Source organism: Spirillospora sp. NPDC048911 (assembly GCF_043198015.1).
In the GTDB taxonomy this organism is placed as follows: domain Bacteria; phylum Actinomycetota; class Actinomycetes; order Streptosporangiales; family Streptosporangiaceae; genus Spirillospora.
In genome coordinates this window covers 766,367-792,617 of sequence record NZ_JBICUD010000003.1, presented here as the reverse complement: position 1 = coordinate 792,617, position 26,251 = coordinate 766,367, and the positions used below count along the sequence as shown (strand labels likewise).

Genomic DNA, 26,251 nt, shown 5'->3' with positions numbered 1-26,251 from the left:
CCCGCCGGGACGGAGGCATGCATGAGCACCAGTAAGCCGATCTTCGTCTTCTCCACTCCACCGACCCCCAATGGCGATCTGCATCTCGGGCATCTGTCAGGCCCGTACCTCGGCGCCGACGCGTTCGTCCGGTTCCAGCGGATGAACGGCGCGGACGCCTGGCATCTGACCGGGAGCGACGACTACCAGAGCTACGTGGTCGACCGGGCCCGGCGCGACGGGCGCGGCCCGGCCGAGACCGCGGCCCACTACAGCGCGGAGATCGCCGAGACGCTCGCGCTCATGGACATCCGGCCCGACCAGTACACGGTGACGAACACCGCGTCCGCCTACCGCGAAGGCCTCCAGGCGTTCTTTTCGAGGTTGGCCGCCTCAGGAAGGATCAGGCCCGCCGAGAACGAGGCCCTCTTCGACGCCGAGACCGGCGACTATCTCTACGAGGTCGACGTCTCCGGTGGCTGCCCCACCTGCCGTGCGCCCGCCGGCGGCAACATCTGCGAGGAGTGCGGCGAGCCCAACTTCTGCGCCGACCTCCTGGAGCCGCGGTCAGGGAAGTCCGACGCCCCGCCGCGATCGGGATCTCAGCGTCGCTACTCGCTGCCGCTCCACGAGTTCGCGGACGAGGTCGCCGAGCACCACGCGAGCGGTCGCGTCCCCGTGCGGCTCAAGGAGTTGGCCGAAAGGCTCTTCCACAGAGAACGCTTGGACGTCCCCATCACGCATCCGTCCAGCTGGGGCGTACCACCCATTGAGACGACGGACGTGGACGGGCAGGTCATCTGGGTGTGGCCGGAGATGTCGTACGGCTTCCTGTACGGCATCCAGGCCCTCGGCGCACGGCTTGAACAGGACGGATGGCGAGCGGACGCGCCTTCCCCCGACTGGAAGATCGTCCATTTCTTCGGCTACGACAACAGCTTCTACCACGCGATTCTCTATCCGGTGCTGTACCGGCTGGCCCATCCCGAGTGGTCGCCCGACATCGACTACCACGTCAACGAGTTCTACCTCCTTGAAGGAGAGAAGTTCTCGACGAGCAGGCGCCACGCGATCTGGGGCAAGGACATCCTCAGCCCGGACACCGTCGACGCGGTGCGGTTCTTCCTCTCCCGCTCCCGCCCCGAAGGCCGCCGCACCAACTTCTCGCGCGACGCGTACGAGACCGCGCTGCGCGAGGACCTGATCGGCAAGTGGCAGCACTGGCTGAACGATCTGGGCGCCCGCGTCGACAAGCTGTACGGCGGCATCGCCCCGGCGCCAGGCGACTGGACCCCTGAGCATCGAGCCTTCCAAACCCGGCTGGGTGAACGGCTTCAAGGCCTTACCAGCAGCCTCGGACCGGACGGCTTCTCGCTCAACCGGGCGGCGGACGAGCTGCACCGCCTGGTCGAGGACGCCCGCCGGTTCGCCCGCGAAGAGGGACCGATCGCCGGAAGCACCCGATGGGCCGACCAGACCCGAACGGCGATCGCCCTCGAACTCGCCGCCGTCAACCTGCTCGCGCACTGCGCGGCGCCCGTCATGCCTCGCTTCTCGGAACGACTCGCCGCGTCGCTGGGCATGCCGGCGCCGGTGGCCTGGCCATCACAAGTACCGCTCCTACCTCAGGAAACCCGTCTCGATCTCGCCCGGCAGACCTTCTTCGGCGCACAACCCCCTGACCACGGGAGCGAACGCTCTGGCCCCGGCGACCACGCGAGCGAGCCCGCGGATGCGCCGCTGCTTCCATGGCTTCGCGAACTCCTCCGGACGACCCTCCAGCTTCCCGAGCAGGCACCGCTCGACGACGACCGGCCGCTGAACGAGCTCGGCCTGGAGTCGCTGCAAACGGTCGCACTGCAGTACCAGATCCTCGAAGAGCTCGGCGTCGACATCACCGGCGAGGAGCTCATGGGCGCCGCCGACGTGACCGCCCTCGCCGTCCTCCTGGACGACCGAGCGGAGGCGATGCGGATATGAGCCCCAGCCAGGCCGGCCTGGTCGAGGAGATCGAGTCGCGCGGGTTGCGCATCACCGCGACCGGCTCCGACCTGCGCCTCCAAGGCCCGCGCGAACGCATGGACCCGGAGCTGATCGGGCGCATCAAGGCCAACAAGGCCGAGCTCATCTCGCACCTCGCCGCCAGGGCCGAGGCGGACGAGCGGCGCTTCCCCCTCACCCAGCTCCAGCGCGTCTATCTCCTCGGCCGCGACGACATCTTCGAGATGGGCAACGTCGCCAACCACGTCTACCAGGAGATCGAGGGCCACTGGGACCTGGACCGCCTGGAGGCAGCCCTCAACGCGGTAGTCCAGCGCCACGGAATGCTGCGCACCACGTTCACCACGGACGGGCAGATCGAGGAGAAGAAGGCACCGGCCCTCCAGATCCCCCGGCATGACCTGCGCGGCCTCACCGAAGACCAGCAGCGGCACCGGCTCCTCCGCCTCCGCGACGAGCTCTCGCACCGCAAGCTGCCCCTCGACCGGCCGCCCCTCGTCGCGGTCGACGTGACGCTCCTCGCCGACGACCGGATGGTGCTGCACATCAGCAACGACGGCCTGGCGATGGACGGCATCAGCGCGATGCTGTTCATGCGCGAATGGTGGGACACCTGCAACGGCGACCCGACCGAGCATGAGGCCGCCCCGTTCGAGTCGTACATCAAGGCCCTAGAAACCGCGCGCACCCGCCCGCCCGCCGAACGTTCACGCGCGTACTGGTACGAACGCCTGGACGATCTCCCCGCGCACCCCGATCTCCCGCTCCGGACGAGCCCGGCCGAGATCGCCGCGCCCACCTTCGTCCCGCGCACCGTCCGGCTGGACGCGACGTCCTGGGAACGCCTGAAAGCACACGCCGTCCAGCACGGCCTGACCCCCTCCGGCCTCCTCCTCGCCGCGTACGCCGAGACGCTCGCCGCCTGGGGCGCCGGGCCGCATTTCACGATCACCACCACGGTCGCGGACCGCCCGCCGATCCACCCCCACATCCTCGACACGATCGGGGCCTTCTCGGACACGATGCTCGTCGAGGTCGCCCTGGACCACGACGAGACCTTCGCCGGCAGAGCCCAGGCCCTCCAGGCCAGGCTGCGCCGCGACCTCGACCACCGCCACTTCTCCGGCATCGAGGTGATGCGGGAGATCGGCAGGCGCTACGGGCCCGTCCAGGCCCGGATGCCGTTCACCTTCAACAGCGCCATCGGCTACCCCTACAAGGACCTTGACGGTTCGGCGTTCGAGCTCTTCGGCCCGCGCGTCTTCACCGTCAGCCAGACCCCGCAGGTCTGGGTGAACGTCTTCGCGTTCGAGCAGCACGGCGGCCTCGTCGTCCAGGTGGACGGCGTCGAGGAGCTCTTCCCCGACAACCTCCTCGCCGATCTCGTCCAGGGCTACGAGACCCTCCTGCACCGGCTCCTCACCCCTGACGCCTGGTCGGCGACCACGTTCGACCTGCTGCCGCCCGCCCAGCGCGCCCGCCGCGACGAGGCCAACGCGACGACCGTCGAGCCCTCCGGCGAGATGCTCCCCGACGCCTTCCTGGCCCAGGCCGAACGGACGCCGGACGCACCCGCGATCATCACGTCCGGCCAGACGCTCACCTACGGCGAACTCCTCGCGCACGCCCGCCACGCCGCCGCCTGGCTCCGGCGCGAAGGCGTCGGACGGGACGAGCTGGTCGGCCTGGTCATGACGCGAGGTCCCGAGCAGATCATCGGAATCCTGGCCACCGTGATGGCCGGGGCCGCCTATCTCCCCGTCGACGCCGCCCTGCCCGACCAGCGCCGGACCTACATGCTCCAGGACGGCCGCGTCCGCCTCGTCCTCACCAACGCGATCACCACCACGACGGCCGAGACGCTCACCCTCGACGCCGCCCAGCCGCCCCCGCCCACCGTCGAGGTGGAACGCCGATCGGACGCGACCCCGGACGACCTCGCCTACGTCCTCTACACATCCGGGACGACCGGCGACCCCAAGGGCGTCATGGTCAGCCACCGCAGCGTCGTCAACGTCGTGACCGACTGCAACAGCAGGTTCGAGATCGGGCCGGACGACCGCTTCTTCGGCATCAGCGCGTTCAACTTCGACCTGTCGGTCTACGACGTGTTCGGGGCCCTCGGCGCCGGCGCGGCGATCGTGCTGCCCGACCACGACCGCGCGATCGACGCGTCCCACTGGCTGGAGCTGTGCGGCAAGGCGGGCGTCACGGTCTGGAACTCGGTACCCGCGATCGTCTCGCTCCTCCACGACCAGGCGGCGGCGAACGACGACGCCACGGTCGCCCTCACGTCACTCCGCCTGATCATGATGAGCGGCGACCGCGTCCCGCCGGCCCTCCCGGCCGCGCTCCTCGCCCTGAAGAACGATCTCACCCTCGTCTCCCTGGGCGGCCCGACCGAGACCACGATCTGGAACATCTTCCATCCCATCGGTCCCGACGACGACGGCAGCGCGAGCATCCCGTACGGCAGGCCCAACTCGAACAACCGCGCCTACGTCCTCGATCCGCACAGCAAGCAGGACCTGCCCGACTGGGTGACCGGCGAGATCTATGCCGCCGGAACCGGCCTGGCGCGCGGTTACTGGCGAGACGAAGCCCGCACGGCCGAACGATTCACCCACGACGACCGCCTGGACGAACGGCTCTACCGCACCGGAGACCTCGGCCGTTACCTCCCCACCGGCGAGATCGAGATCGTCGGGCGGGCGGACCACCAGATCAAGGTGAACGGGCACCGGATCGAGGCCGGCGAGGTGGAGACCCGGCTGGCGGCGATCGACGGCGTCCACCAGGCCGTCGTCGTCCGCCAGGAGGCCTCGCGCGGCGACCGCCTGGTGGCGCATCTGACCGCCGCGGGGGACGAGCGGCCGCCCGACTCCCACCTCACCAAGATTTTGCGCGGGCACCTGCCCGACTACATGATCCCGTCCGCGTACGTGTGGCACGACGATCTGCCCCTGACCCGCAACGGGAAGGTCGACCGGGGACGCCTGATCACGGCGGCCCCCGTCGCGGCCACCGTCTCGACCGCCGCCGACCCCTCGTCCGACCTGGAGAAGCAGATCACCGAGCTGTGGGCGACGGTCCTGGAACGCGCCGACGTGCCTCCCGACCTTCCGTTCGGTGATCTCGGCGGAGACTCGATCGCCGCCGCGACCATCGCCACCGGCGTGCGCAAGCGGTACGGGATCACCATCCCCCTGCACCGCCTGCCCGAGGTCGCCACGGTCCGCGCGATGGCCGCCTACATCGAGAGGGAGGGCGCCTGATGGAGTCGATCATCAACACGATCGTGGCGACGCCGCCCGCCCCCGGGCACCGGCTCCGCGTCGTCGGTCTCGACGGCACGGAGACCATCGATCTTCCAGACCTCTACGAGCAGGCCGGACGCCTGGCCTCTCACCTGCGCTCCCAGGGCGTGGGACGCGGTGACCGGATCGGCGTCCTCGCCGCCAACAGCCTCGAATGGGTGCTCCTGGACCTCGCGGCCCTGCGCCTGGGAGCCGTGACCGCGGGCTTCGAGCCGGGCAAATTCGAGGAGAGCACAGAGCTTCTTGCCCGCTACGACCTGAAGCTGCTCTTCACGGATCGTTCAGCCAAGGAGATCCGCCACCGAGCCGAAACCGAACCCGAGCCGGCCCCTCCACCACACCACTACGAACCCACCGACGTCACGACGCTGAAGTTCACCTCCGGCAGCACCGGCCGCCCCAAGGGGCTAGCCGCCAGTGTCGGCAGCATCGATTCGTCGCTCCGAGCCGTCCAGGAGATGTTCCAGCACGGCCCCGACGACGACCTCTTCGTCTTCCTGCCCCTCTCCCTCCTCCAGCAGCGCTACTGGATCTACTCGGCGCTCCGCTACGGCCACGACGTCACGGTCAGCACCTACGAGGCCGCCTTCCTGGCCATGCGCCAGACCCGGCCGACCGTGGTCATGGGAGTGCCCGGCTTCTACGAGTCCGCCAAGAAGCACATCGAGGCACGGTCCGCCGCGTCCGGCCGCCCTCTCGATCACGAAGCAAGAAGGCTCTTCGGCGACCGCATCCGTTACCTCTGGACCGGCTCCGCGCCCGCCTCGGCCGCCATGCTCCGCTTCTTCACCACCGCCGGCCTGCCGATCTACGAGGGCTACGGCCTGAACGAGACGTGCATCGTCAGCAAGAACCACCCCGGCGCCCACCGCGAGGGCAGCGTCGGCCGCGTTCTCCCCGGCAAGCACGTCCTCATCGATCCCGAGACCAACGCGGTCAGCGTCCGCGCCGACTTCCCCGTCAACACCCGCTACGCCTACGCCCAGCCAGGCGAGTCCGAGCGCATGTTCGCCCCCGACGGCACCGTCCGCACGGGCGACGTCGGCCACATCGACGACGACGGCTTCCTCTTCATCCACGGCCGCGCCGACGACACGATCGTCCTGGACAACGGTAAGAAGATCGTCGTTCGTCCCATCGAGGAGGCCATGAAGACGAGCCCCGCCATCGCCGAATGCGTCATCTTCTGCCCCGGCCAGACCACGCTCGTCGCGGTCGTCTCCCCGTCCTGCGAACCCCCCGACCACGAGGCCATCGCCGCCCACCTCGCCCGCACCAACGCCACCCTCGAACGCGACGAGCGCATCCACAAGGTCGTCGTCGCGTCGCCGCCGTTCAGCATCGAGGGCGACACGCTCACCTCGCAGTTCAAGCCCAAACGCAGCCGGATCCTCGCTCTCCACCGCGCCGAGATCCACGACAGCGACAGGGGAATCCATGCCTGACCACACCGAGGTCGAGACGACGGCGCGCCGCAACCTCGCGCCGCTCCTAGATCCGCCGCCCGCGCCGGACGCGCTCGACCTCGACCGCGACCTCGCGGGCGACTACGGCCTGACCTCCCTCAACAAGGTCCTCTTCCTCACCTCCGTCTGCGAGGACACCGGGGTCGCGCTGTCCCGCTTCACCGAACGCGACGTGGCGCGCATGCGCACGCTGCGCGACGTCATCACCCTCCTGACCCTGGACCCCGAAAGCGAGCCCGCCCGATGAGCGAGAGCTGGGCCGACCTGGCCCCCGCGACCCTGGCGAACGAGCACGTCCTGCTGCGGCCCATCGAGCCCGCCGACCGGGCCGAGATCCACAAGATCGCGATGGACCCGCACATCTGGCGCTACTTCGTCAGCAGGGTGGAGACCGACGCCGACTTCGAGGCGTTCTTCGACGCGACCCTCGCCGATCACGCCGCCGGACGCCGTGTCGTCTTCGTCGTCACCGACAAGCGTTCGGGCCGGGTCGTGGGCAGCATGAGCTTCGGCAACCTCGCCCAGGCCGACCGGCGCATCGAGATCGGCTGGTCCTGGCTCGGCCGCGACTTCCGCGGCCAGGGCATCAACCGCTGGGCCAAGTACCTCCTCATGGAGCACGCCTTCGAGACGCTCGGCGCCGAACGGGTCGAGTTCAAGACCGACGTGCTGAACGAGCAGGCACGCCGCGGCCTGCGCAACATCGGCGCCACCGAGGAGGGCACGCTCCGCAGCTTCAACCCGATGCCCGGCGGCCGCCGCCGCGACGCGATCTTCTACAGCGTCCTGCGCGCGGAATGGCCGCACGTGAAGGAGCAACTGGCGGCTCATCCGAAGGTACGCCAGTGACCCAAGCCGACCACATTCTCCTCTCCGGCGGCCCTGCCGAGCTCGGTCGCCGGCACGGTGCCGCTCGTTCGCACCAGTTGCGGGCGTTCCTGGACGACTCGCTCGCCAGGCTCAACCATCTTCTGGACGAGCCGGTCTCGCTCGACGCGCTGCGTCCGACGATCAACGCCCATCGGGAAGCGATCACCCACCAGACCCCGGACCTGGCCGCCGAGATCGACGGGCTCGCCCAGGGTGCCGGTATCACTCCGGACGAAGCGATGCTCCTGCAGATCCGGCGCGAGATCTTGGGGTATCGCAGGGTGCCGACTCGTGGCGACTGCACGACTTACGCTCGCGCAGGTGAGGTCGTGGCCCAGACGGTCGATCTGAACGGCGACCTGGACGACCAGATCGCGGTGCTGGAAGTGGCGCCCGCCGAATCTGGTCGGCGTTCGCTCCTCCTGAGCTTCGCCGGGCTCCTCGGCTATCTCGGCATGAACTCCGACGGGCTGGCGATCGGCCTCAACCTCGTGCTCGGCGGCCGGTGGCGTCCCGGCCTCCCGCCCTACCTGGCGATCCGCCACCTCCTCGACAACGCGGGGGACGTCGACGAAGCGCTCAAGCTCCTCTCCGGCCTCCGGCTGACGAGCTCCCGCAGCCTCACGCTCTGCTCGCCTGGAAAGGCCGCTTACGTCGAGATCCTCGGTGGCGAGACACGCGTCGTCGAGGGCGCCCAGACCGTCCATACCAACCACTACCTGCACCCGGACCTCGCTCCGGACGACGAGCTGAACGTCTTCGCCCGCAACTCCTCGCTCCGGCGCCTGCAAGCCTGCACGGCCGAACTGGCCGACCTTCCAGCCGCAGCCGACGCCGAAGAGCACTTCGCGGTCCTCTCCTCGCCGCCGATCTGCGTTCCGGACGACGGCGACATCCGTCTGGAACGCACCGTCGCCGCCGTCGTCATGCACCCCGGCCAGGGACGGATGCACGTCCGCCCCGGCGACCCGTCCCGATCCCGGACCCATGTCTTCACACTGCGCTAGGGAGGGAGACCGAGCGATGAGTGCCGAACCGGCGGTCGAGCGACCTCTGCCCTCACGGTCGCCGCTGGACGAGGTGGAACGGGACCTGCTCAAGGCCCGCACCCTCGTCGAGGCGGCCATGTTCGAGCATCGCCGCAGGCTCGCGGCGGCCACGCTGGTCGATCTGGCGGAAGAGAACGATCCGGCCGGTGAGACGCTCCGCACGCTGGCCGCGTCGGCCCGGGAGGAACTCGTCCTGGTGATGGCGGCCGGCGGCTGGGCGGCCGAGGTGCTGCCGGAGCTGGGCGACCTGCTCAAGACGGGCGTCCGGGTGCGCATGCTCTGCGCGAAGGACGCCGTGCGCGCCCCGTGGGGCTCCCGGCTGATCGACAAGGCACAGGCGAGCGGCGTGGAGGTCCGGGTGGCCGAGACCTCGCTGCAGGAGCTGGTCCTCGTGGACGAGCAGGCCGCGGCCGTGCGCACCGGATCGCAGGGTTCGCAGGCCTTGCTCGTCCGGACACCGGCCATGCTGCGCGCGCTGCGGGGCCTCTTCTCCGGCGCGTGGGAATCGGCCAGCCCGGCCGAGCACCGCCGGATCGGTGAGGACGACGGCCTGGACGGGCTTCAACTGCGGATCCTCACCCTGCTCAGCGCCGGCTACAAGGACGACGCGGCCGCGCGGCAGCTCGGCCTCTCGGTCCGCACGTACCGCCGCCACGTCGCGGAGATCATGCGGGACGTGGGGGCGGCGTCGCGCTTCCAGGCGGGTGCCCGCGCCGCCGAGCTGGGCCTGCTGTCCCGGGTCGACAGCAGAGGTCAGCCGAGTATGCCGCCGTCGATCTGGAACACGGCCCCGGTGATATAGGACGCGCGGTCCGAGGCCAGGAAGCCCACCAGGTCCGCCACCTCCTCGGGACGTCCCATCCGGCCGAGCGGCACCCGGGCCAGGGCCTGCTCGCGCACGGACTCCGGCAGCTCCGACGTCATGTCCGTCTCGACGAACCCCGGCGCGACGACGTTCGCCCGGATGCCATAGCGGCCGACCTCCTTGGCGAGCGCGCGGGTGAAGCCGATGATCCCCGCCTTGGACGCCGAGTAGTTGGTCTGCGTCGCGTTCCCCTGCACGCCCGCCGCCGACGACAGCGTGATCACGCAGCCGGACTTGCGTTTCATCATCTCGAAGACGGCCGCGCGGCAGACGTTGTACGTGCCGTCGAGGTTGACGTCGATCACCTGGCGCCAGTCGTCGGCGCCCATCATCGCCAGCGGCCGGTCGCGGACGATCCCGGCCGAGGTGACGACGGTATCGATGGGGCCCAGTTCGTCGCGGACGGCCTTCAAGAGGTCGGTCACGGCGGCGGGATCGGTGACGTCCGCCGGCCGTGCGATCACCCGCCCCCCGAAGTCGGCGGCCTTCTTCTCCACCTCCCGGGCCGCTTCGGCCCCCGACCGGTAGCAGAACGCCACGTCATGGCCGTCCTCGGCCAGCCGCAGCACGATCGCCGCTCCGATGCCCCGCGAGCCGCCGCTGACCAGGGCCGCCCCGCTCATCGCGTCCCCTCTCCCATGAGGCTCCGTCCCTCTCCCGTAAGCCTCAGCAACGCGCACCCGACGACCCCGTCCCGGTCGACGGCGGTCACCAGTGCCGTCCCGTCGCGTCCTTCGGCCTCCGCGAGGGCGAGCACCGCGGCGATCCCGAACGCCGACGACGCGGCGAACGTGTCGCCGACCAGGTCGGTGACGCACAACCGTTTTGCGGCAAGGCCGTCCAGCTCGTCACCTTCGCCACCCGAGCCGACGACGAGCCAGACCTGCTCAGCGCCTGTACCCGACGACGCGAACGCGCGATCGACGCAACGCCGCAGCACGGCGGCGGCCTGCGTCATGTCGGCGCACACCCCGAACTCGACCGCCAAGACCTCGGCCAGCCCCGGCCCGTCCCGTTCGAGACGAAACATCGCGCAGCCCTCGCCCAGAGGCGATGACGCGTTCTCCAACCAGGAACGTTCGGCCGACAGTTCCTCGGTCGCCCCGCAGAGCACCGCGCCGGTCGCCCGTCCAGAACGATGGAGCCGCCGCGCGTAGTTGAGGGCCAGCAGCCCCGTCGCCCGTCCACCCGAGATCGTCGCGTTCGGACCCTGCAACGTGTGCCAGATCGCGCACTGCGCCGCCGCGCAGTTGAGGACCGCGTTCGGGAACCGCCCCGCGTCGACGTAGAAGGGTTTGTCCTCCGTCAGCGTGTCGCGGGCGAAGTCCATGCTGCTCTTCACGCTGCCGACGTTCGTGCCGAGGACGAGGGCCGTCTCGCTGCCGAGCCCGTCCACCAGCGGCTTCGCGGTGGCGACGGCGAGGGCGGTCACGCGGTCCATGGCGCGCGTGCCCTTCCGCCCGAGCACCTCCCGGATGTCGAAACCCGGCACCCCGCACTCCGCGGGCCGCCGGCCGCCCTGGACGCCCGCCGCGAAATCCGTTCCGCCGAGCCCGAACGGGGAGATCGCCGACCAGGCCGAGATCGTCGTGGTCATGCCGCCACCTCGTACCGGCCCAGGAGGAGGATCGCGTTGTTGCCGCCGAACGCCAGCGCGTTGTTCTGGACGACCCGCAGGTCGGCGGGGACGGCGTGATTGGGCACGCAGTCCAGGCCGCACTCGGGATCGGTCTCGACGTGGTTGATCGTCGGCGGGATGAAGCCCTCGATGAGCGCGACCACGCACCCGATCGCGGCCAGCGCGCTCGCGGCGCCCAGCGTGTGGCCGAGCATCGACTTCATCGACACCGTGCGCGGCGGGCTCTCCGCCCCGAACACCTGCTTGATCGCGCGGGTCTCCGCGATGTCGTTCGCCTTGGTGGCCGTCCCGTGCGCCGAGACGAAGCCGACCTCCTCGGGCTTGACTTCGGCGTCCTTCAAGGCGAGCCGCATGCAGCGCGCGACGCTGTCGGAGTCGGGCGCCACCGGATGGGCGGCGTCGCAGTTCAGCCCGTACCCGAGCACCTCCGCGAGGATGGGCGCGCCCCGCGCCCGCGCCGAGTCCAGGTCCTCCAGCACCATCACGCCCGCGCCCTCGCCGGTCAGCATGCCGCGCCGGTCGCGGTCGAACGGCTGGCAGCGTTCCGGCGCCATCGCGCCGAGCCGGTAGAAACCCGCGAACGTCTTGCGGCACAACGCGTCGGCGCCCCCGCACAGCGCGAAGTCGGCCTCGCCCGCCCGGACGACGTCGTAGCCGTAGCCGATCGCGTAGTTCCCCGCCGCGCACGCCGTCGGGATCGTCACCGCCTCGACGTCGGTCAGGCCGAGCTCGCAGGCGATCGAGACCGACAGCCTGCCCGCGTTCATCCGCTGGACGATCGCAGGGTCCAGCCCGTCCGGCCCGTCGGCGAGCTCCTGTGCGACGAGCGCGTCGATGTCGCGTGACTCGCCCATGGTGCTGCCGATCGCGACAAGGCCGCGCCGTTCCCGCAGGTCGGGTGCGCCCGCGTGCTCCACGGCCCGCCGAGCGGCCTCAACCGCAAAACCACTGGCCCGCCCCAGCCCCGCGGACTCGTCGAAGTCGGCGGGCACCTCGCAGGCGATGTCGTGCTCGAAGCCCGTCGTGTCGAAGCCCCGGACGGGCGCAGCGCCGCTTCTGCCCGCCCGCAGCCCGCGGGCGAAGTCCGCCACGCCGATGCCGATCGGGGACACCACGCCGAGCCCGGTCACGACCACCCGGCGGGTCATGACGCCCGCTCGGTCGCCCGCTCCCATCCCGCCACCTCGGCCACCACGGCGTACACGCCGGTCAGGTTGACCATGCGGATCAGCTCGGCCTCGTCGATCACGACGCCGTACTCCTTCTCCAGCAGCGCCAGGATCTCGATCGTTCCCATCGAGTCGGCGCCGTGGTCCTCCTTGAAGAGGCTGTCGTCGGTGACCTCGTCCGGGTCAAGTTCGAGAATCTCGCACACGATGTCCCGCATCTTCGCCATGCGGTCCTCAACGGAAGTGGTCATGGCCGCAACGTAAGCGCGGGCACGCGGCCGTCCAACGGGCGTTGCCACTACCTGACAGCCGTTACAGGTTCCTGCCACGCCCCCGGAGGAGGCCCGGACCCGGGGTTAACGTGCGACGACCGAGGACTGGTCAACTTCTCGACCCTGAAGGACCGAGGGGTTCGGGTCCTGCAAGCCGGGTCGCGCTCCCTGACTGCCCCTGACGATGGGGCGGTGACGGGTCGCATCCACCAGTTCGGGAGGTGTCAGGTCCGTTGTGGTGCGGGTGTGTTGACGAACGCCCACGCCGTTCGTGCGCGTCGTGCGACGTTCACGGCGGCGACGACGTCGGCCGGGCCAGCGAGCCCGCACCGGCGGCATGCGAAACCGACCCAGCCCACCGGGTCGGTGTTCAGCGGAGCGGTGGGCACGTCGCAGGTGGCGTACAGGAACCACATGCCGTCCCGGTGCGCCAGGTCGCTTTCGCCTTGCCGGTAGTCGGTCAGTGTCTCGAGTTGGGCGGGCGACCCGGTGAACGCGATGCCCTTCAACCGGCCCGCCATGGTCCAGATCGACACAGTGTGGGCGTCGGTCTGCCAGGACAGGCACCGGTCATCGAACGGCTGCGCCGCATCGAGGCGGAACCGGATCGGCTTGCCCTCGGCCTTGAGGCGACGTGGCGAACCAGGCGGCCCGAGTCGACCGGCCCGGATGCTGGCACGCAACGTCGTGTAGGCGTCGACCACCTTCTTCACCACACGCGCCGTCGGCTGCGCCGACAACCCGAACACCGCCTTCACCTCACCATAGGTGATCTTCTGCAGGTCATTGCGGGAGAACACTTCCCGGTCGAACGCCACCACCGACACGTGATCGGCCGCAGCGTTGCACGCGCGCAGAGTCGCCGCCAGCGCGGCCGCCTGCTCAGGTGTCGGCAGCAGTTTCATCTGCACCACAATCCTCACACTCGACACCGTAACCGAACTCACCGACACAATCACTCAACGCAACCTAAGCCAGTTCAGATCTGAGCCGCATCACTCACGTCACCTGCACCAGAAAGGCCGCTCACCATGCCGTACTCTGCCGCGTTTCCTCGCCGCCCTGAGGGGCGGGGCATCCGCTCCGTAGGTGGGAGGTGAAAGTCCCATGACTCAGAACTCCCCGTCAGAGGCATGGGCCGCGCGCGCGGCGATCGCGGCCGCGGCCACCACGATGGTGCTCTGGGCTTCGGCCTTCGTGTCCATCCGCAGCGCGGCCCCGCACTTCTCGCCGGGCGCGCTCGCGCTGGGGCGGCTGCTCGTCGGCGTGGCCGTGCTGGCCGTCATCATGGGCCTCCGCCGCGAAGGCCTGCCGCCCAGGGCCGCCTGGCCCGGCATCCTCATCTCCGGGTTGCTGTGGTTCGGCCTCTACATGGTCGCCCTGAACTGGGGCGAGGAAGAGGTGGACGCGGGGACGGCGGCCCTGCTGATCGGCATCGGCCCCATCCTGATCGCGCTGCTGAGCGGCTACCTCCTGAAGGAGGGCTTCCCCACCCGGTTGCTGGCCGGGATGGCGGTGTCGTTCGGGGGCGCGGCGGTGGTCGGGTTCGCGACCGCCGACTCCGGTGACGAGTCGTCGGTGATGGGCGTGCTGCTCTGCCTCGTCGCGGCGCTGGGCTTCGCCGGGGGAGTGGTGAGCCAGAAGTACGCGCTCAAGCACGCCACGCCCTTGCAGGCCACCACCTTCGGCACCGGCGTCGCGGCCGTCGCGACGCTGCCGTTCGCGTACCAGCTGGTGACCCAGGTGGCGGACGCGCCGGCACAGGCCACGCTGAACATGATCTATCTGGGCGCCTTCCCGACCGCGCTCGCGTTCACCACGTGGGCGTACGCGCTGTCCAAGCTCAGCGCGGGCAACCTGAGCGCCACGACGTACGCGGTGCCCGCCCTCGCGATCCTGATCTCGTGGATCTTCCTCGGTGAGGTGCCCACGCTGCTCGCGTTCCTCGGCGGCGTGCTGTGCCTGGCCGGTGTGGCGGTCTCCAGGAGCAAGCCGCGCTCCCGTCCCGCCCAGGCCGAGGCCCCGGCTGAGTCTGCGGCCGCGGCCGAAGCGACCGCTGCGGGTGAGCCGACCGCTCCGGCCGCGGCCGGACCCGAAGCTGAGGCAGGCGCCGGACCGCCCTCCGGCACCCGGGCGGCGACCACTTCGGCGACCGCTCCCGCGTCCGGATCCACCGCCGAGTCCGGTTCCGCTCCGGCGGCCGGGCAGAGGTGACGCCGGAGATGGCGGACGACCGCTGGCTTCTGTCACCGGAGGCGGCAGAGCCGCCTCCGGTGCGGGTCTACTGCTTCCCGCCCGCGGGCGGTGATCCGCGGGCCTTCCTGGAATGGCGGCCGCTCCTCGCCGACGCCGCGCAGGTCACGGCCGTCTGCCTGCCGGGACGATGGCACCGGGCCGAGGAGCCGCCACCGGAGTCCCTCGCCGCCGTGGCCGACACGGTCGCGGCCGAGATCACGGACACGGCCGACCGTCCCTACCTGCTCTTCGGCCACAGCATGGGCGCGATCATGGCGTTCGAGGTGGCGCGGCGGCTCGACGGCGACGGCTCCGGCGGCCTCAGGCAGCTGGTCGTCTCCGGTTGCACCGCGCCGCGCCACAATCCGTCCGCCTACATCACCTGGTCCGACGGCAACCACGGCCAGGCGTTCGCGGAGGCGGCGGCCGAGTTCCTGGGCTTGCCCGCGGAATTCAGCGCGGCCGATCGCGAGGTGCAGGATCTCCTGCTCGCCGACCTCCGCGATGACGTGCGGCTTTTCGCGGCGTACCGCTACACGGCCGCGCCGCCGCTGACCGTCCCGCTCTCGGTGATCTGCGGACGGGACGACCCGCACGTCGACCGCGCGGGCGTCGAGGACTGGCGGCACGAGAGCGAGGCGGGCGTCCACCTGCACTGGCCCGAGGGCGATCACTTCTACCTCGACCGGGACCCGGCGAAGGTCCTCGACGTGCTGCGCCCGCTCACCGCCGCCGACCACATCGAAGTGATCTAGCGACGGGGTGATTCAGCCATGACCGACGCGGCCGTGCGGCTCCGGGCACCTCGCTACGTCCTGGGGGAGTTCGAAGAGGATCACGCCACGATCCCCAACCTCGCGGAACGCATCGAGGAGTTCCGCATCCTCCCCAAACCGAGCTTCTGGGGCTGGGGCAACATCCGCCGCACCGAGAAGGGCGTCCCGGCGATGGCCGTCGAGACCGGGACGGCGACCCTGCGCGCCGCCGGGCTCGACCCCGCCGCCGTCGACGCGCTCGTGCTCTGCTCGACCCGGCTCCCGGCCGACACCCGCGACCACGGGGACTTCGTGCAGACGATCATGACCGGGATCGGGCTGGAGCACGCCGACTTCGCGGGCGTGACGCTGGGCCGGTGCGTCAACCTGCTCGCCGCGCTCCAGATCGCCGAGGCCATGGTCGCCGGGGGCCGGCACCGGCGGGTGCTGGTCATCACCGCCGACCGCGCCGAGGCGAACGACAGGGTCGAGAAGTTCGCGCTCTTCAGCGACGGCGCCGCGAGCTGCCTGGTGATGGACGCACGGGAGGACGGCGCGTGCGCAGGCTCGGGTTCCGGCGGGGACACCGTCTTCGAGTTCGCGGGGTGCGCGGCGGCGCACGACATCCACCGGCTCGGCTGGGCGAACGAGATCGACTCCGACCTCTCCCGCGAGGTGAACGACCGGGTGCTCAAGCCGCGCGGCCTGACGGTCGAGGACGTGGCGGGGCTCTGCCACTCCAACATCTTCCGGCCCATCGTCACGCTGAAGGAGATGCAGGCGGGCTTCGTGCCCGCGCAGCTCTACACCGGCAACATCGCGCGCATCGGGCACTGCTTCGCGGCGGACCCGATCATCAACCTGGTCGACCGGGCCGAGGCCGAGCCGCTGCCGCCCGGCCGCCACTACCTCCTGGCGGCGAGCGTCCCGGGCTCGCGCATCGGTGTCCTGCTCCGCAACATCACCCCTTGAACCCCTTGAACCCCTTGAACCCCTTGAGCCGCTTGAGCCCCTGAGGCCCTAGCCGCAACATCACTTTGAACGGAGGGCCGACGATGTCGCTCCCCACCTTCACGTTGCCGGACCTGCTGACCTCCTTGCCGTTGACGACGTTCGAGTTCAGCCCGGAAGCCGCGGCCGAGGCGACCGCGTTGCTGGACGCCGGTCCCGAGGCGATCTTCCACCGGCTGCTGCGCGACCAGGAGTCGGAGGCGATGTTGCTGGCCTCCCGGCGCGTCCTCCACGCCTTCCTGCCCCTGCCCGATGGCGGCGAGGGCCTCGAAGAGCAGAGCGTGGACGCGGACGGCATCGCGGCAGAGGTACGAGCCGTCCGTGCCGAGTTGGAGCCGACCATCAAGGCCCTCACCGAGCTCGAACCGGCCCTGCGCGAGGCGGTGGCGCGCCAGCGCGCTCCGCTCGGGCTCGTCGGCGGGTGCTGGCTGGACACCCTCTCCCAGCCCGCCACGCAGCCGTCCGTCCTCGTCAACCGCCTCTTCGAGCAACATTTCGTCTTGCGCGGCGAAGGAAAAGCGGGCCGATCCGTTCACAGGCGCCGCCGCAGAGCCCTGGAGGACGCCGGGATCCACCTGCCCGCCCTCACCGCGGCCGACTTCCTCGACAAGGCGCAGGCCCGCCCGCTGACCGCGCTGCACGCCAATTTCTACCTCGCGCTCGGACGGCTTCCGGCGAGCTTCCTTCCCGAGGTGGTCGGCGTCCACTACGCGTTCCACGCCCTCGGCACGGACGATCTCCTCAACGGCCTCGCCCCAGCGCTCCCGGAAGACCGGCTCCGCGACGTCCTCGCCGAATACCTCGACCTGACGTGCGAATCCCCGCACGGCCCGGCCGAAAGGGCTCGGCTGTTGGCGGCCGTGCGCCGCGTCCTCGACCTGGAGCACGAGCACGTGGCGATGCTCGGCGAGCTCGCGGGCTGGCGCGCCGGGTTGTCGCTCGGCGCGCGCGCCGCCGAGATCGTCGCGCGGCACGCCCCCTACGCGGGACTGCTCCACCGGGACATCCGCGTCGCGGGAAGCCCGCTCACCGAGACGTTCGCGGCCCCCGACTTCGACGCTGCGGACTTCCTCACCCGCTTCCGGCGGACGCCCCACCTCAAGCCGCGGCCCGGCGGGGGCTGCCGTTTCCTGGACGCCATCAAGTTCGGCGGCCCGATGTTCGCGATCTTCGACGAGCACGAGTCCGCCGTCCTGACCGCGTGGGTCGCGGAGGTCCATGCCACCGGAGGCGGTGGTGGGTCCGCCGCCGGAGGCGGCCGGTGGCCGGTTCCCGAGGCCGACCTGCCGCCGATCGAGCTCCCGGTCAACAGGGTCGGCGACGTCCAGGCCCGCCGGTGGCGCACGGCCGTCGAGACCAGCGCGCCGCCCGACGTGATCCACGCAGAGCTTCCGGCGCTCGACGACCGAGAGTTCCTCTACCGCCTCGTCAACATCGAGCACTTCCCCAACACCCTGGCCAGGGCCAAGGAGCGCGCCCGCGAGGGCTTCGCCGACGGGGACGTCCTGCTCATCCACGGCGCCGCCGGCCGCCACACCGACGCGAGCTGGTTCGACTACACGCCGGACGCCCTCCGCGCGCGAGTCGAGACGATCTACTGGGACAAGCTCGTCAACCCCTACGAGCCGCTCGCCGAGATCCCCGACCGCGAGCAGGTCGTCTTCCACCAGAAGACGATGGCGCTGGGCAACCTGATCGAGGCCGCGTGGGCGCATCGCGTCGGCAACACCGGCCACGACCGGCGGCGCAGCGACGAGCTCATGTTCGCGATCTACGCCGACGAGATGGGCCGCGGCGAGGTCCGCAAGAACCACATCACGCTGATCCACCAGGTGATGGAGAGCATGTCGATCGGCCTGCCGCACGTCCGCGACGCCGCGTTCAAGGACCAGGAGGAGCTCCCGGACAGCCACTACTTCTTCGCGATCGGCCAGCTCTGCCTGGGGCTGTTCCCGGACTCGTTCTACTGCGAGATCCTCGGCTACAACCTCGCGATCGAGATGTACGGGCTCGGCGAGCTGCGCATGCACGAGATCGAGAAGCTGCGCGCGCACGGCTTCGACACCGCCTACGAGGACGCCCATCTGTCCATCGACAACGTCTCGACCGGCCATACGCGCCAGGCCGTGGACGTGATCACCACCTATCTGGACGAGGTGGAGCGCGACCACGGCGCCGTGGCGGTCCAGGAGGAGTGGCGGCGGATCTGGCGCGGGTACGCCTCGTTCGCCTTCTTCACCGAGCACCAGCTCGTCGCCTCGCTGCGGGAGAACGCCGAAGCGGAGCTGGTGATCTGATGGCGTTCCCGTTCGACGACGAGATCCTGGCCCTCCCGTTCTACGAGGACCGGCACCGGACGCTGGCCGAGGAGATCACCGCCTGGACTGCGGAGCACGCCGGTCTCTGGGCGGACGCCGAGGCCGACCCGGAGAAGACCGAGCTGGGCATCATCCGGGCGCTCGGCGAGGACGGCTGGTTCGCCTACCTCAACGAGAGCGAGGCCCCGGACTTCCGGTCGCTCTGCCTCCGCCGTGAAGGGCTCGCCTACGCCGACGACCTCGCGGACTACGCGTTCTCCATTCAGGCCCTCGCCGCGACGCCCCTCCCCCGCCACGCCTCCGCCGCGCAGCGGGAGCGGCATCTCCCGGGCCTGGCCAACGCCTCGCAGGTCGCCGCGTTCGCGCTCTCCGAGGAGCAGGCGGGCTCGGACGTGGCGGCCCTTCAGCTCCGCGCCGATCGCGTGGACGACGGGTACGTGCTCAACGGCCGCAAGGCCTGGGTCGCCAACGGCGGCATCGCCGATCTCTACACCGTGATCGCCCGTACGGGCGAAGGCCCCGGGGCCCTCGGGCTGTCGGCCTTCCTCGTCCCGGCGACGACGCCCGGGCTCAGGATCCACGACCGGATCCGGACGATCGCTCCGCGCGCGTTCGCGCACCTGTCCTTCGAAAATTGCAGGCTCCCCGCCGACAGCGTGCTCGGCCGTCCCGGCCACGGCTTCGTGATCGCGATGGAGGTCCTCGACCGTTTCCGCATGACCGTCGGGGCCGCCGCGCTGGGATTCGCGCGCCGCGCCATGGACGAGGCGCTCGCGCGGGCCGCACGGCGCCCGATCTACGACGGCCGGCTGATCGACCTGCCGACCGTCCGGGCCACGCTGGCCGACATGGACGTCAAGCTCAACGCCGCCGCGCTGCTCGTCGCCCGCGCGGCCTGGGAGCTGGACAATGGCCGCCGCCGCTTCACCAGGCATTCGAGTATCGCTAAGCTCTACGCCACCGAGTCCGCTCAGGAGATCGTCGACGCCGCCGTGCAGATCCACGGCGCGGCGGGGCTGGTGGCGGACGCGCCGACCGAACGTCTCTACCGGCAGGTTCGCTCGTTGCGCGTCTACGAAGGGACGTCGGAGATCCAGCGAACGGTCATCGCCCAGTCGCTGGACCTGACCCGCGTCGACCGACAAGATCGGGCGCCCGGTACGTACAGGCATGTGTCGAGGAAGTAACAATTGCCCGTCCTACCTCGATTCTCCCTTCGCGTCGTAAAAGTCAGGAGTAGCGTCCCGCTACTGATGTGACCTGCGTCATATGCGGCCGCATCGACTTTGTTGATCTTTCGCCGGGGACACGAGGGCCGGATGACCAGAAGAGCGCATTCGATCCAGACAAAGATCATCATTCTGCTGATCGCGCCGATCACGGCGCTGGTGGCCCTCTGGGCGTACGCCGCGACCGTCACCCTCCGCGACAGCCTCCGGCTGGTGCGGGCCGAGACGTTCGACAGCAAGGTGGTCACGCCCACGACCGAGCTGATCGCCGCGCTGCAGGACGAGCGGCGGATGTCGGTGGCGCACCTCGGTGACGACGCCACGATCGGCCGGGCCGGACTGGATGCGCAGCGCGCCAAGACCAACCGCGTCGCGGCCGTCTTCCGCGCGTCGGCGAAGGACGGCGACGTCCGCGGCGCCACCACCGACGCCGCCTGGCGCCAGATGGGCACGGTCGTCCGGCTGCTCGAACAGCTCGAAGGCCTGCGCACGTCGGTCGACAAGGAGGACATCGACCGGCCGCAGGCGCTCGGCCGGTTCAACGAGCTGATCGACCAGGCCTCGGTGATCTTCGACGAGGTGTACCCGGACGACCGCGAGCTCGTCCGCGACGCCCGCGTCCTCGTCGCGTTGGACCGTGCCCGCGAGAACCTCGCCCGTGAGGACGCCCTCGTCACCGGGGCGCTCGCCGCCGGCAAGCTCGCCGAGGTCGAGTACCTGCAGTTCATGCGGACGGCCGGCGCGCAGCGCTTCATGTTCGAGGAGGCCGCGCGGTCGCTGCCCGCGGCGGCCCAGGTGCGCTACCGGCAGATCGTCACCGGCAAGGAGAACGCGCGCTTCCGCGATCTCGAAGACCGCATGATGCAGCTCGGGCGCACCGGCAAGCGCCCGCCGGTCGACGTCGGCGCGTGGCGCACGGCCACCGAGTCCGTCAGCGCGCAGCTGGCCGCCCTCACCTCGGACCTCCGCGCGCGCAACACCCAGCAGGCCAAGGACCAGGCGACCGGCGTGCTCATCCGGCTCTCGCTGGCGGGCGGCCTCGGGCTGCTCGCGATCGCCATCTCGATCGTCGTCGCGTTCCGCGTCGGCCGCCGGCTGATCCGCGAGAGCCGCAGCGTCGCCGCCTCGATGCACGCGTTCACCAGCGAACGGCTCCCGCGCATCAGCGAGCTCGCGCGCACCGGCCAGGAGGTCACCGACGACGCGCCCGCCACCGAGTTCACGATCAGCGAGATCAACCAGATCGACGGCGCGTTCACCGAGGCCCGGCGCGCGGTCGTGCGGGCGGGCGCCAGCGAGGCGATGGCCCACCAGCGGCTCGGCGAGATCCTGATCAACCTGGCCCGCCGCAACCAGGCGCTCCTGCAGCGGCTGCTCGGGATGCTCGAGACCATGCAGCGGCACGTGGAGGACCCCGACCAGCTCGAACGGCTCTACGAGCTCGACCACGTCGCCACCCGCATGCGCCGCCACGCCGAGGGCCTGGTCATCCTGTCGGGCCGGCCCGCCGGGCGGACCTGGCGCCGGCCCGTCCGCCTCATCGACGTGGCCCGCGCCGCGACCGCCGAGGTCGAGGACTACACGCGCGTCGAGGTGCTCAACATGCCGCGGCTCGCCATCCACGGCCGCGCCGTCGCCGACGTCATCCACCTGCTCGCCGAGCTGATCGAGAACGCGCTCTCGTTCTCCCCGTCCGAGACGATGGTGCGGGTGACCGGCCAGCCCGCCGCCCACGGGTTCGTCTTCGAGATCGAGGACCGCGGCCTCGGCATCCCGCCCGAGACCCTCGCCGAGATCAACGAACGGCTCCGCAAACCCTCGGCCCTCGACTTCCAGGACAGCGCCCGCCTCGGCTTCTCGGTGGTCACCCGGCTGGCCGAACGGCACGACATCAAGGTCACGCTGCGCGGCTCCCCGTACGGGGGCGTGATGGCCATCGTCCTGATCCCCGGCAACCTGCTGGCCGAGACCACCGCCGGAGCGCTGCCCGAGGGCGCGCAACCCGACGATCCGCCGATCGCCATGCCGCCGCCCGCGACCACCACCGCCACGGTCGTCGCCCATCCGGCGACCCTCGGCACCGCGCCGCCCGAGGGATCGGCCGCCCCGATGCCGGCGCTCCCGAGCCGCCAGCGGCAGGCGCACCTCGCCCCCCAGCTCCGCCGCGAGGCCAAGGCCAAGGCCGAAGCCAAGGCCGCCGCCCAGGCCAAGGCCGCCCAGGCCGCCTACGGCGACACGCCGCCGCCCGCCGGCGGCGTCGCGCCGCCGCCGTCCCCCGAACGGACCCGGTCGCTCATGACGGCCATGCAGCAGGGCTGGCAGCGCGGCAGGGCCGAGCCCACCCCGGACAACGACAGGGACGGGACGGCCGACGATGAATGACCGGCGGTCGTGCAACGGCCAAGCGGCGAGGTGACACATGGCCGGCCCGGAAGACGAACTGTGGGTCGATGACGCGGCGGGACCGGTCGTGCGCCCGTTCGCCATGGCCAGGGGACGGACGCGGTCAGCGCACCAGGGACTGGACCTCATCGCCGTCATCGTGACCGCCGAGGTGGGCATGCCCGACCCCCGGACGCTGACGCCCGAGGACGAGTCGATCCTCATGCTGTGCGTCCGCCCGCAGTCGGTGGCGGACGTGGCCGCGGCCCTCGGGCTGCCGCTGGGGCTGGTGCGGATCCTGCTGGGCGACCTGTCCGACCGCGGGCTGGTCGACATCCGCCGGCCCGCCGTGGCCGCCGCTCCCGACAAACGCCTACTCAAGGAAGTGATCGATGGACTCCGTGCGCTCTAGGACCTCCGTGCTCAGGGCCCTGGCCGCCGCCGCGCTCCTCACGGCGGCGCTCACCGGCTGCGCCGGGTCGTCGGACGCGCACGCCACCGGCCCCGGGGTGACCAAGGAGCCCTGCCCGAACGCGGTCAACAAGAAGAACGGCTGCATCTACCTGGGGATCATCTCCGACCTCACGACCGGCCCGTTCAAGGATCTCGGCGGGCCCATGACGCAGGCCGAGCAGAAGTTCTGGCAGCGGGTCAACCAGCAGGGCGGCATCAAGGGCTACGACGTCGACGTCGTCACCTACGTCCGCGACAACCGGTACGACATCGAGGTGCACCGCCGCGCCCACAACGAGATCAAGGGCAAGGTGCTGGCCCTGGCCCAGACGCTCGGCTCTCCCATGACCGACGCGATCCTGCCCGACCTCCGCTCGTCCAAGATGATCGCGGTCCCCGCGTCCTGGGCCTCCAAGTGGGACGCCGAGGACGTCATCCTCGAATCGGGCGCCAGCTACTGCTACGAGGCGATGAACGCGATCGACTACACCTCCCAGCGGACCCGCCTCAAGAAGGTGATGTCCGTGCACTACCCGGGCGACTACGGCGGCGACGCGGCCGCGGGCGCCCAGATCGCAGCCAAAGCCCACGACCTGACCTTCACCGACGTCGAGGTCGTCCAGGGCGAGCCACAAGCCGGCATCACCGCGATCCTCGCCCAGAAACCAGACCTGGTCATCGTCACCACCGGCCCAGCCGACGCCGCCACCATCGTGGGCGAATCAGTGTCCTCCGGTTACGACGGCCGGTTCTTCGGCTCGAACCCCACCTGGGACAAGACCCTCCTCAAGAACCGCGCCGCCCGCGCCCTCAAGGCCCGCTACCTCCAGACGGCCCCCTGGAAGCCCTTCGCCACCGACTCCCCAGGCCACACCGCGATGCGCGCAGCCCTGGGCTCCGTCGACCCCAACGACAACTACACCTCAGGCTGGGTCTCGTCCTACCCCCTCAAAGCAGTCCTGCAAAAAGCAGCCGAAAACAAAGACCTCACCCGTGAGGGCCTCCTAGAAGCCCTCAAACAAACCTCAGTGGTCGACTACGAAGGCATGCTCCCCAGCGCCGCCGGCAACTTCTCCGGCGACGCCAACACCTCCGCCTTCCGCCAGTCCGTCATCAACCGCCCCGACGACCGCGAGTTCACCGGCATCAAGGTCATCAGCGACTTCATGGCCGGCCCCACCGCCCGGACCCACCGCTTCACCGGCAACTGCCAGCAAAAGTAACCCCGAGTGGTCCGAGCGGGCCTAACCGCTCGGACAACCACGACACACGCCGCGACTAACCGGGAGATCTCATCTATCACGGCTGAGCACCGCTCAAACTCCGGCTATCGTCCACAAAGCGATACAGTGATCGGCGTATTCTCCGAAAGAACGGAAACTGCGCTCACTTTCGTATCCTCGGAGAATCGCAGCCCTGCTCCAATTGATCGTCGTGCGGGATTCCGAGGACCCCGAGGGAACGAAGTCGGCGGGTCTTAGCGTCGGTCTGGCGGGCGTTCGCGCGAGACGTCAAGGGCGATCAGGCGCTGGCGGGAGGCTGCCGCGACGGAGGCGGGCCACGCCCCGGCCGTCGGCGGCGAAATAGGCCAATATGGCGATCCGCGACAAGGTAGTGACGCGACGTCACAACCTTACGTGCTGCAGATGTTGTCTCATATGTTATCGATCTTCTGCTGGTCCGGGTCGTGTCTTGAATTCTAATTTCGGCTGCCGTATCCGATCTGGCGCTGCCTCCGAATAGCCGGGCTGGAAAGTCTCGGCCAGATGCGCTAACCCGGGCACGATCGTCGCTGTGCCCCCTCTCAATTGCATGAGCGCCATCGTGCAAGTCACTATCAACTCTCGGAAATGAGTCCGTCCAGGGCAAAGAACTAGTGTTCTGAGTCATTAGTTCGTTGTTAGTCGGTAGGCTGTGGTGATGCCGAGTCCGATGCTTGAGCCGTTGGTGTTGTCCGACGAGGAACGATCGGTGTTGACCGGGTGGTCGCGCCGGCGCAAGACGTCCCAGGCGTTGGCGCTGAGAGCCCGGATCGTGTTGCGGTGCGCTGAGGGCGGCACGATCGGTGATGTCGCGCGGGATGTTGGGGTGTCGCGGAACACGGTGTCGAAGTGGCGTGCGCGGTTTGCGGCCGATCGGTTGGAGGGTCTGTCGGACGAGCCTCGTCCCGGTCGTCCGCGCACGGTCACCGATGACCAGATCGAGCAGGTCATCACCAAGACTTTGGAAGAGACACCCGGACAGGACACGCACTGGTCGACTCGATCGATGGCGTCGGCCACCGGCATGTCGCAGTCGGCCGTGTCGCGGATCTGGCGGGCGTTCGGACTCAAGCCGCACGCGGTGCAGAGCTGGAAGCTGTCGACCGATCCGCAGTTTGTGGACAAGGTCCGCGACGTCGTCGGGCTGTACATGAGCCCACCCGACAATGCCCTGGTGCTCGCGGTGGACGAGAAGAGCCAGATCCAGGCGATCGACCGCACCGCCCCGATCCTGCCGATCATGCCCACCACGCCCGAGCGCGCCACCCACGACTACGTTCGGCACGGCACCACCAGTCTGTTCGCCGCCTTCGACCTCGGCAGCGGCTCGGTGATCGCCCAGCACTACCGCCGGCACCGCCACCAGGAGTTCCTGCGGTTCCTGAAGCTGATCGACGCCGCCGTCCCCCAAGACCTCGACCTGCACCTGGTGCTGGACAACTACGCCACCCACAAAACTCCCGCGGTCAAGCAATGGCTGCTGCGCCACCCACGCTTCCACCTGCACTTCACCCCGACCAGCAGCTCGTGGCTGAACCTGGTGGAACGCTGGTTCGCCGAACTGACCAACCGCAAACTCCGCCGCTCGGCGCACCGCAGCGTCACCGAACTCGAAGCCGACATCCGCAAGTGGATCAACGAATGGAACGCCGACCCCAAGCCATTCGTCTGGACCAAGACCGCTGACGAGATCCTCGCAACCCCTCGCCGCATACTGCCAATGAATTAACGACTCACGACACTAGCGAGGTGCGGTTCGTTGCTGACCTGTCCTATCGGTCAAGTTCTTGCCCGAAACGCGCCCCGGTCACTGTGAGTGATCATGTGGCTGGCTGTTGAGGAGTGCTTACGAGTGCGCTCGCGCGGACGCACTGGTCATCGGCTTGGTTGACCGAGGGGAGTGTGGTGACCATCACAGATTCTCTTGGAACTTCGATCTTCCTGACTGATCATTGTGACGTTACGTTAAGTGCGCTTTA

Annotated in this window: 21 protein-coding genes; 16 read left to right on the top strand and 5 right to left on the bottom strand. The window is 69.9% G+C overall.

The genetic code is table 11. The features are described from left to right. Window positions 1-21: 21 nt before the first annotated feature. Genes ACGFNU_RS17575 through ACGFNU_RS17545 form a run of 7 tightly spaced genes read left to right on the top strand, consistent with a single transcriptional unit; the run spans window position 22 to window position 9,484 of the window. Window positions 22-1,959, top strand: a complete 1,938-nt coding sequence (locus tag ACGFNU_RS17575; RefSeq protein WP_392594690.1) for a class I tRNA ligase family protein — start codon at window positions 22-24, stop codon at window positions 1,957-1,959. Then, window positions 1,956-5,255 carry an amino acid adenylation domain-containing protein gene (locus ACGFNU_RS17570; RefSeq protein WP_392594688.1) on the top strand — a complete coding sequence of 1,100 codons (3,300 nt, stop codon included), beginning with the start codon at window positions 1,956-1,958 and terminating at the stop codon, window positions 5,253-5,255. Before ACGFNU_RS17575 ends, ACGFNU_RS17570 begins: the two co-directional genes overlap by 4 nt. Further along, on the top strand, window positions 5,255-6,742 hold the full coding sequence (locus ACGFNU_RS17565; protein ID WP_392594686.1) for an AMP-binding protein: 1,488 nt from the start codon (window positions 5,255-5,257) through the stop codon (window positions 6,740-6,742). Before ACGFNU_RS17570 ends, ACGFNU_RS17565 begins: the two co-directional genes overlap by 1 nt. Then, entirely contained in the window at window positions 6,735-7,010 is a 276-nt protein-coding gene (locus ACGFNU_RS17560) for an acyl carrier protein (protein WP_392594684.1), read from the top strand. Before ACGFNU_RS17565 ends, ACGFNU_RS17560 begins: the two co-directional genes overlap by 8 nt. Next, complete coding sequence (locus ACGFNU_RS17555; RefSeq protein WP_392594682.1) at window positions 7,007-7,612, top strand: GNAT family N-acetyltransferase; 606 nt, start codon at window positions 7,007-7,009, stop codon at window positions 7,610-7,612. The genes ACGFNU_RS17560 and ACGFNU_RS17555 overlap by 4 nt, the downstream gene beginning before the upstream one ends. Beyond that, window positions 7,609-8,640 (top strand): C45 family autoproteolytic acyltransferase/hydolase, encoded by a 1,032-nt coding sequence (locus ACGFNU_RS17550; RefSeq protein WP_392594680.1) that lies wholly within the window; start codon window positions 7,609-7,611, stop codon window positions 8,638-8,640. The genes ACGFNU_RS17555 and ACGFNU_RS17550 overlap by 4 nt, the downstream gene beginning before the upstream one ends. A gap of 16 nt (window positions 8,641-8,656) precedes the next feature. Continuing rightward, window positions 8,657-9,484 (top strand): hypothetical protein, encoded by an 828-nt coding sequence (locus ACGFNU_RS17545; protein ID WP_392594678.1) that lies wholly within the window; start codon window positions 8,657-8,659, stop codon window positions 9,482-9,484. Here the strand turns inward: ACGFNU_RS17545 and fabG are convergent. The 5 genes from fabG to ACGFNU_RS17520 all read right to left on the bottom strand — a co-directional run bounded on the left by fabG (window position 9,436) and on the right by ACGFNU_RS17520 (window position 13,550). Beyond that, complete coding sequence (fabG, locus tag ACGFNU_RS17540; protein ID WP_392594677.1) at window positions 9,436-10,170, bottom strand: 3-oxoacyl-[acyl-carrier-protein] reductase; 735 nt, start codon at window positions 10,168-10,170, stop codon at window positions 9,436-9,438. The genes ACGFNU_RS17545 and fabG overlap by 49 nt on opposite strands. Then, complete coding sequence (locus tag ACGFNU_RS17535; RefSeq protein ID WP_392594675.1) at window positions 10,167-11,144, bottom strand: beta-ketoacyl synthase N-terminal-like domain-containing protein; 978 nt, start codon at window positions 11,142-11,144, stop codon at window positions 10,167-10,169. The genes fabG and ACGFNU_RS17535 overlap by 4 nt, the downstream gene beginning before the upstream one ends. After that, the gene (locus ACGFNU_RS17530; RefSeq protein ID WP_392594673.1) at window positions 11,141-12,361 is read right to left on the bottom strand and encodes a beta-ketoacyl-[acyl-carrier-protein] synthase family protein; all 1,221 of its coding nucleotides are present in this window, start codon (window positions 12,359-12,361) and stop codon (window positions 11,141-11,143) included. Before ACGFNU_RS17530 ends, ACGFNU_RS17535 begins: the two co-directional genes overlap by 4 nt. Next, a complete protein-coding gene (locus ACGFNU_RS17525) occupies window positions 12,331-12,606 on the bottom strand; it encodes an acyl carrier protein (RefSeq protein WP_392594671.1) in 276 nt (91 codons plus the stop codon). Before ACGFNU_RS17525 ends, ACGFNU_RS17530 begins: the two co-directional genes overlap by 31 nt. A gap of 245 nt (window positions 12,607-12,851) precedes the next feature. Continuing rightward, entirely contained in the window at window positions 12,852-13,550 is a 699-nt protein-coding gene (locus ACGFNU_RS17520; protein WP_392594669.1) for a hypothetical protein, read from the bottom strand. 184 nt (window positions 13,551-13,734) lie between these two features. Between ACGFNU_RS17520 and ACGFNU_RS17515 the strand changes: the two genes are divergently transcribed. The 9 genes from ACGFNU_RS17515 to ACGFNU_RS17475 all read left to right on the top strand — a co-directional run bounded on the left by ACGFNU_RS17515 (window position 13,735) and on the right by ACGFNU_RS17475 (window position 26,001). Further along, window positions 13,735-14,841, top strand: coding sequence for a DMT family transporter (locus ACGFNU_RS17515; protein ID WP_392594667.1), 1,107 nt, complete (start codon window positions 13,735-13,737; stop codon window positions 14,839-14,841). 8 nt (window positions 14,842-14,849) lie between these two features. Then, window positions 14,850-15,617 (top strand): thioesterase II family protein, encoded by a 768-nt coding sequence (locus ACGFNU_RS17510; protein WP_392594665.1) that lies wholly within the window; start codon window positions 14,850-14,852, stop codon window positions 15,615-15,617. Window positions 15,618-15,635: 18 nt separating this feature from the next. Next, on the top strand, window positions 15,636-16,589 hold the full coding sequence (locus tag ACGFNU_RS17505; protein WP_392594663.1) for a hypothetical protein: 954 nt from the start codon (window positions 15,636-15,638) through the stop codon (window positions 16,587-16,589). A gap of 83 nt (window positions 16,590-16,672) precedes the next feature. Further along, complete coding sequence (locus ACGFNU_RS17500; protein ID WP_392594661.1) at window positions 16,673-18,925, top strand: iron-containing redox enzyme family protein; 2,253 nt, start codon at window positions 16,673-16,675, stop codon at window positions 18,923-18,925. Then, complete coding sequence (locus ACGFNU_RS17495) at window positions 18,925-20,133, top strand: acyl-CoA dehydrogenase family protein (protein ID WP_392594659.1); 1,209 nt, start codon at window positions 18,925-18,927, stop codon at window positions 20,131-20,133. Before ACGFNU_RS17500 ends, ACGFNU_RS17495 begins: the two co-directional genes overlap by 1 nt. A gap of 132 nt (window positions 20,134-20,265) precedes the next feature. Continuing rightward, window positions 20,266-22,557, top strand: coding sequence for a nitrate- and nitrite sensing domain-containing protein (locus ACGFNU_RS17490; protein ID WP_392594657.1), 2,292 nt, complete (start codon window positions 20,266-20,268; stop codon window positions 22,555-22,557). Window positions 22,558-22,594: 37 nt separating this feature from the next. Continuing rightward, a complete protein-coding gene (locus tag ACGFNU_RS17485) occupies window positions 22,595-22,969 on the top strand; it encodes a DUF742 domain-containing protein (protein WP_392594655.1) in 375 nt (124 codons plus the stop codon). Next, a complete protein-coding gene (locus tag ACGFNU_RS17480) occupies window positions 22,950-24,233 on the top strand; it encodes an ABC transporter substrate-binding protein (protein ID WP_392594653.1) in 1,284 nt (427 codons plus the stop codon). The genes ACGFNU_RS17485 and ACGFNU_RS17480 overlap by 20 nt, the downstream gene beginning before the upstream one ends. A 697-nt stretch (window positions 24,234-24,930) precedes the next feature. Beyond that, window positions 24,931-26,001, top strand: a complete 1,071-nt coding sequence (locus tag ACGFNU_RS17475; protein WP_392594651.1) for an IS630 family transposase — start codon at window positions 24,931-24,933, stop codon at window positions 25,999-26,001. Window positions 26,002-26,251 lie beyond the last annotated feature (250 nt).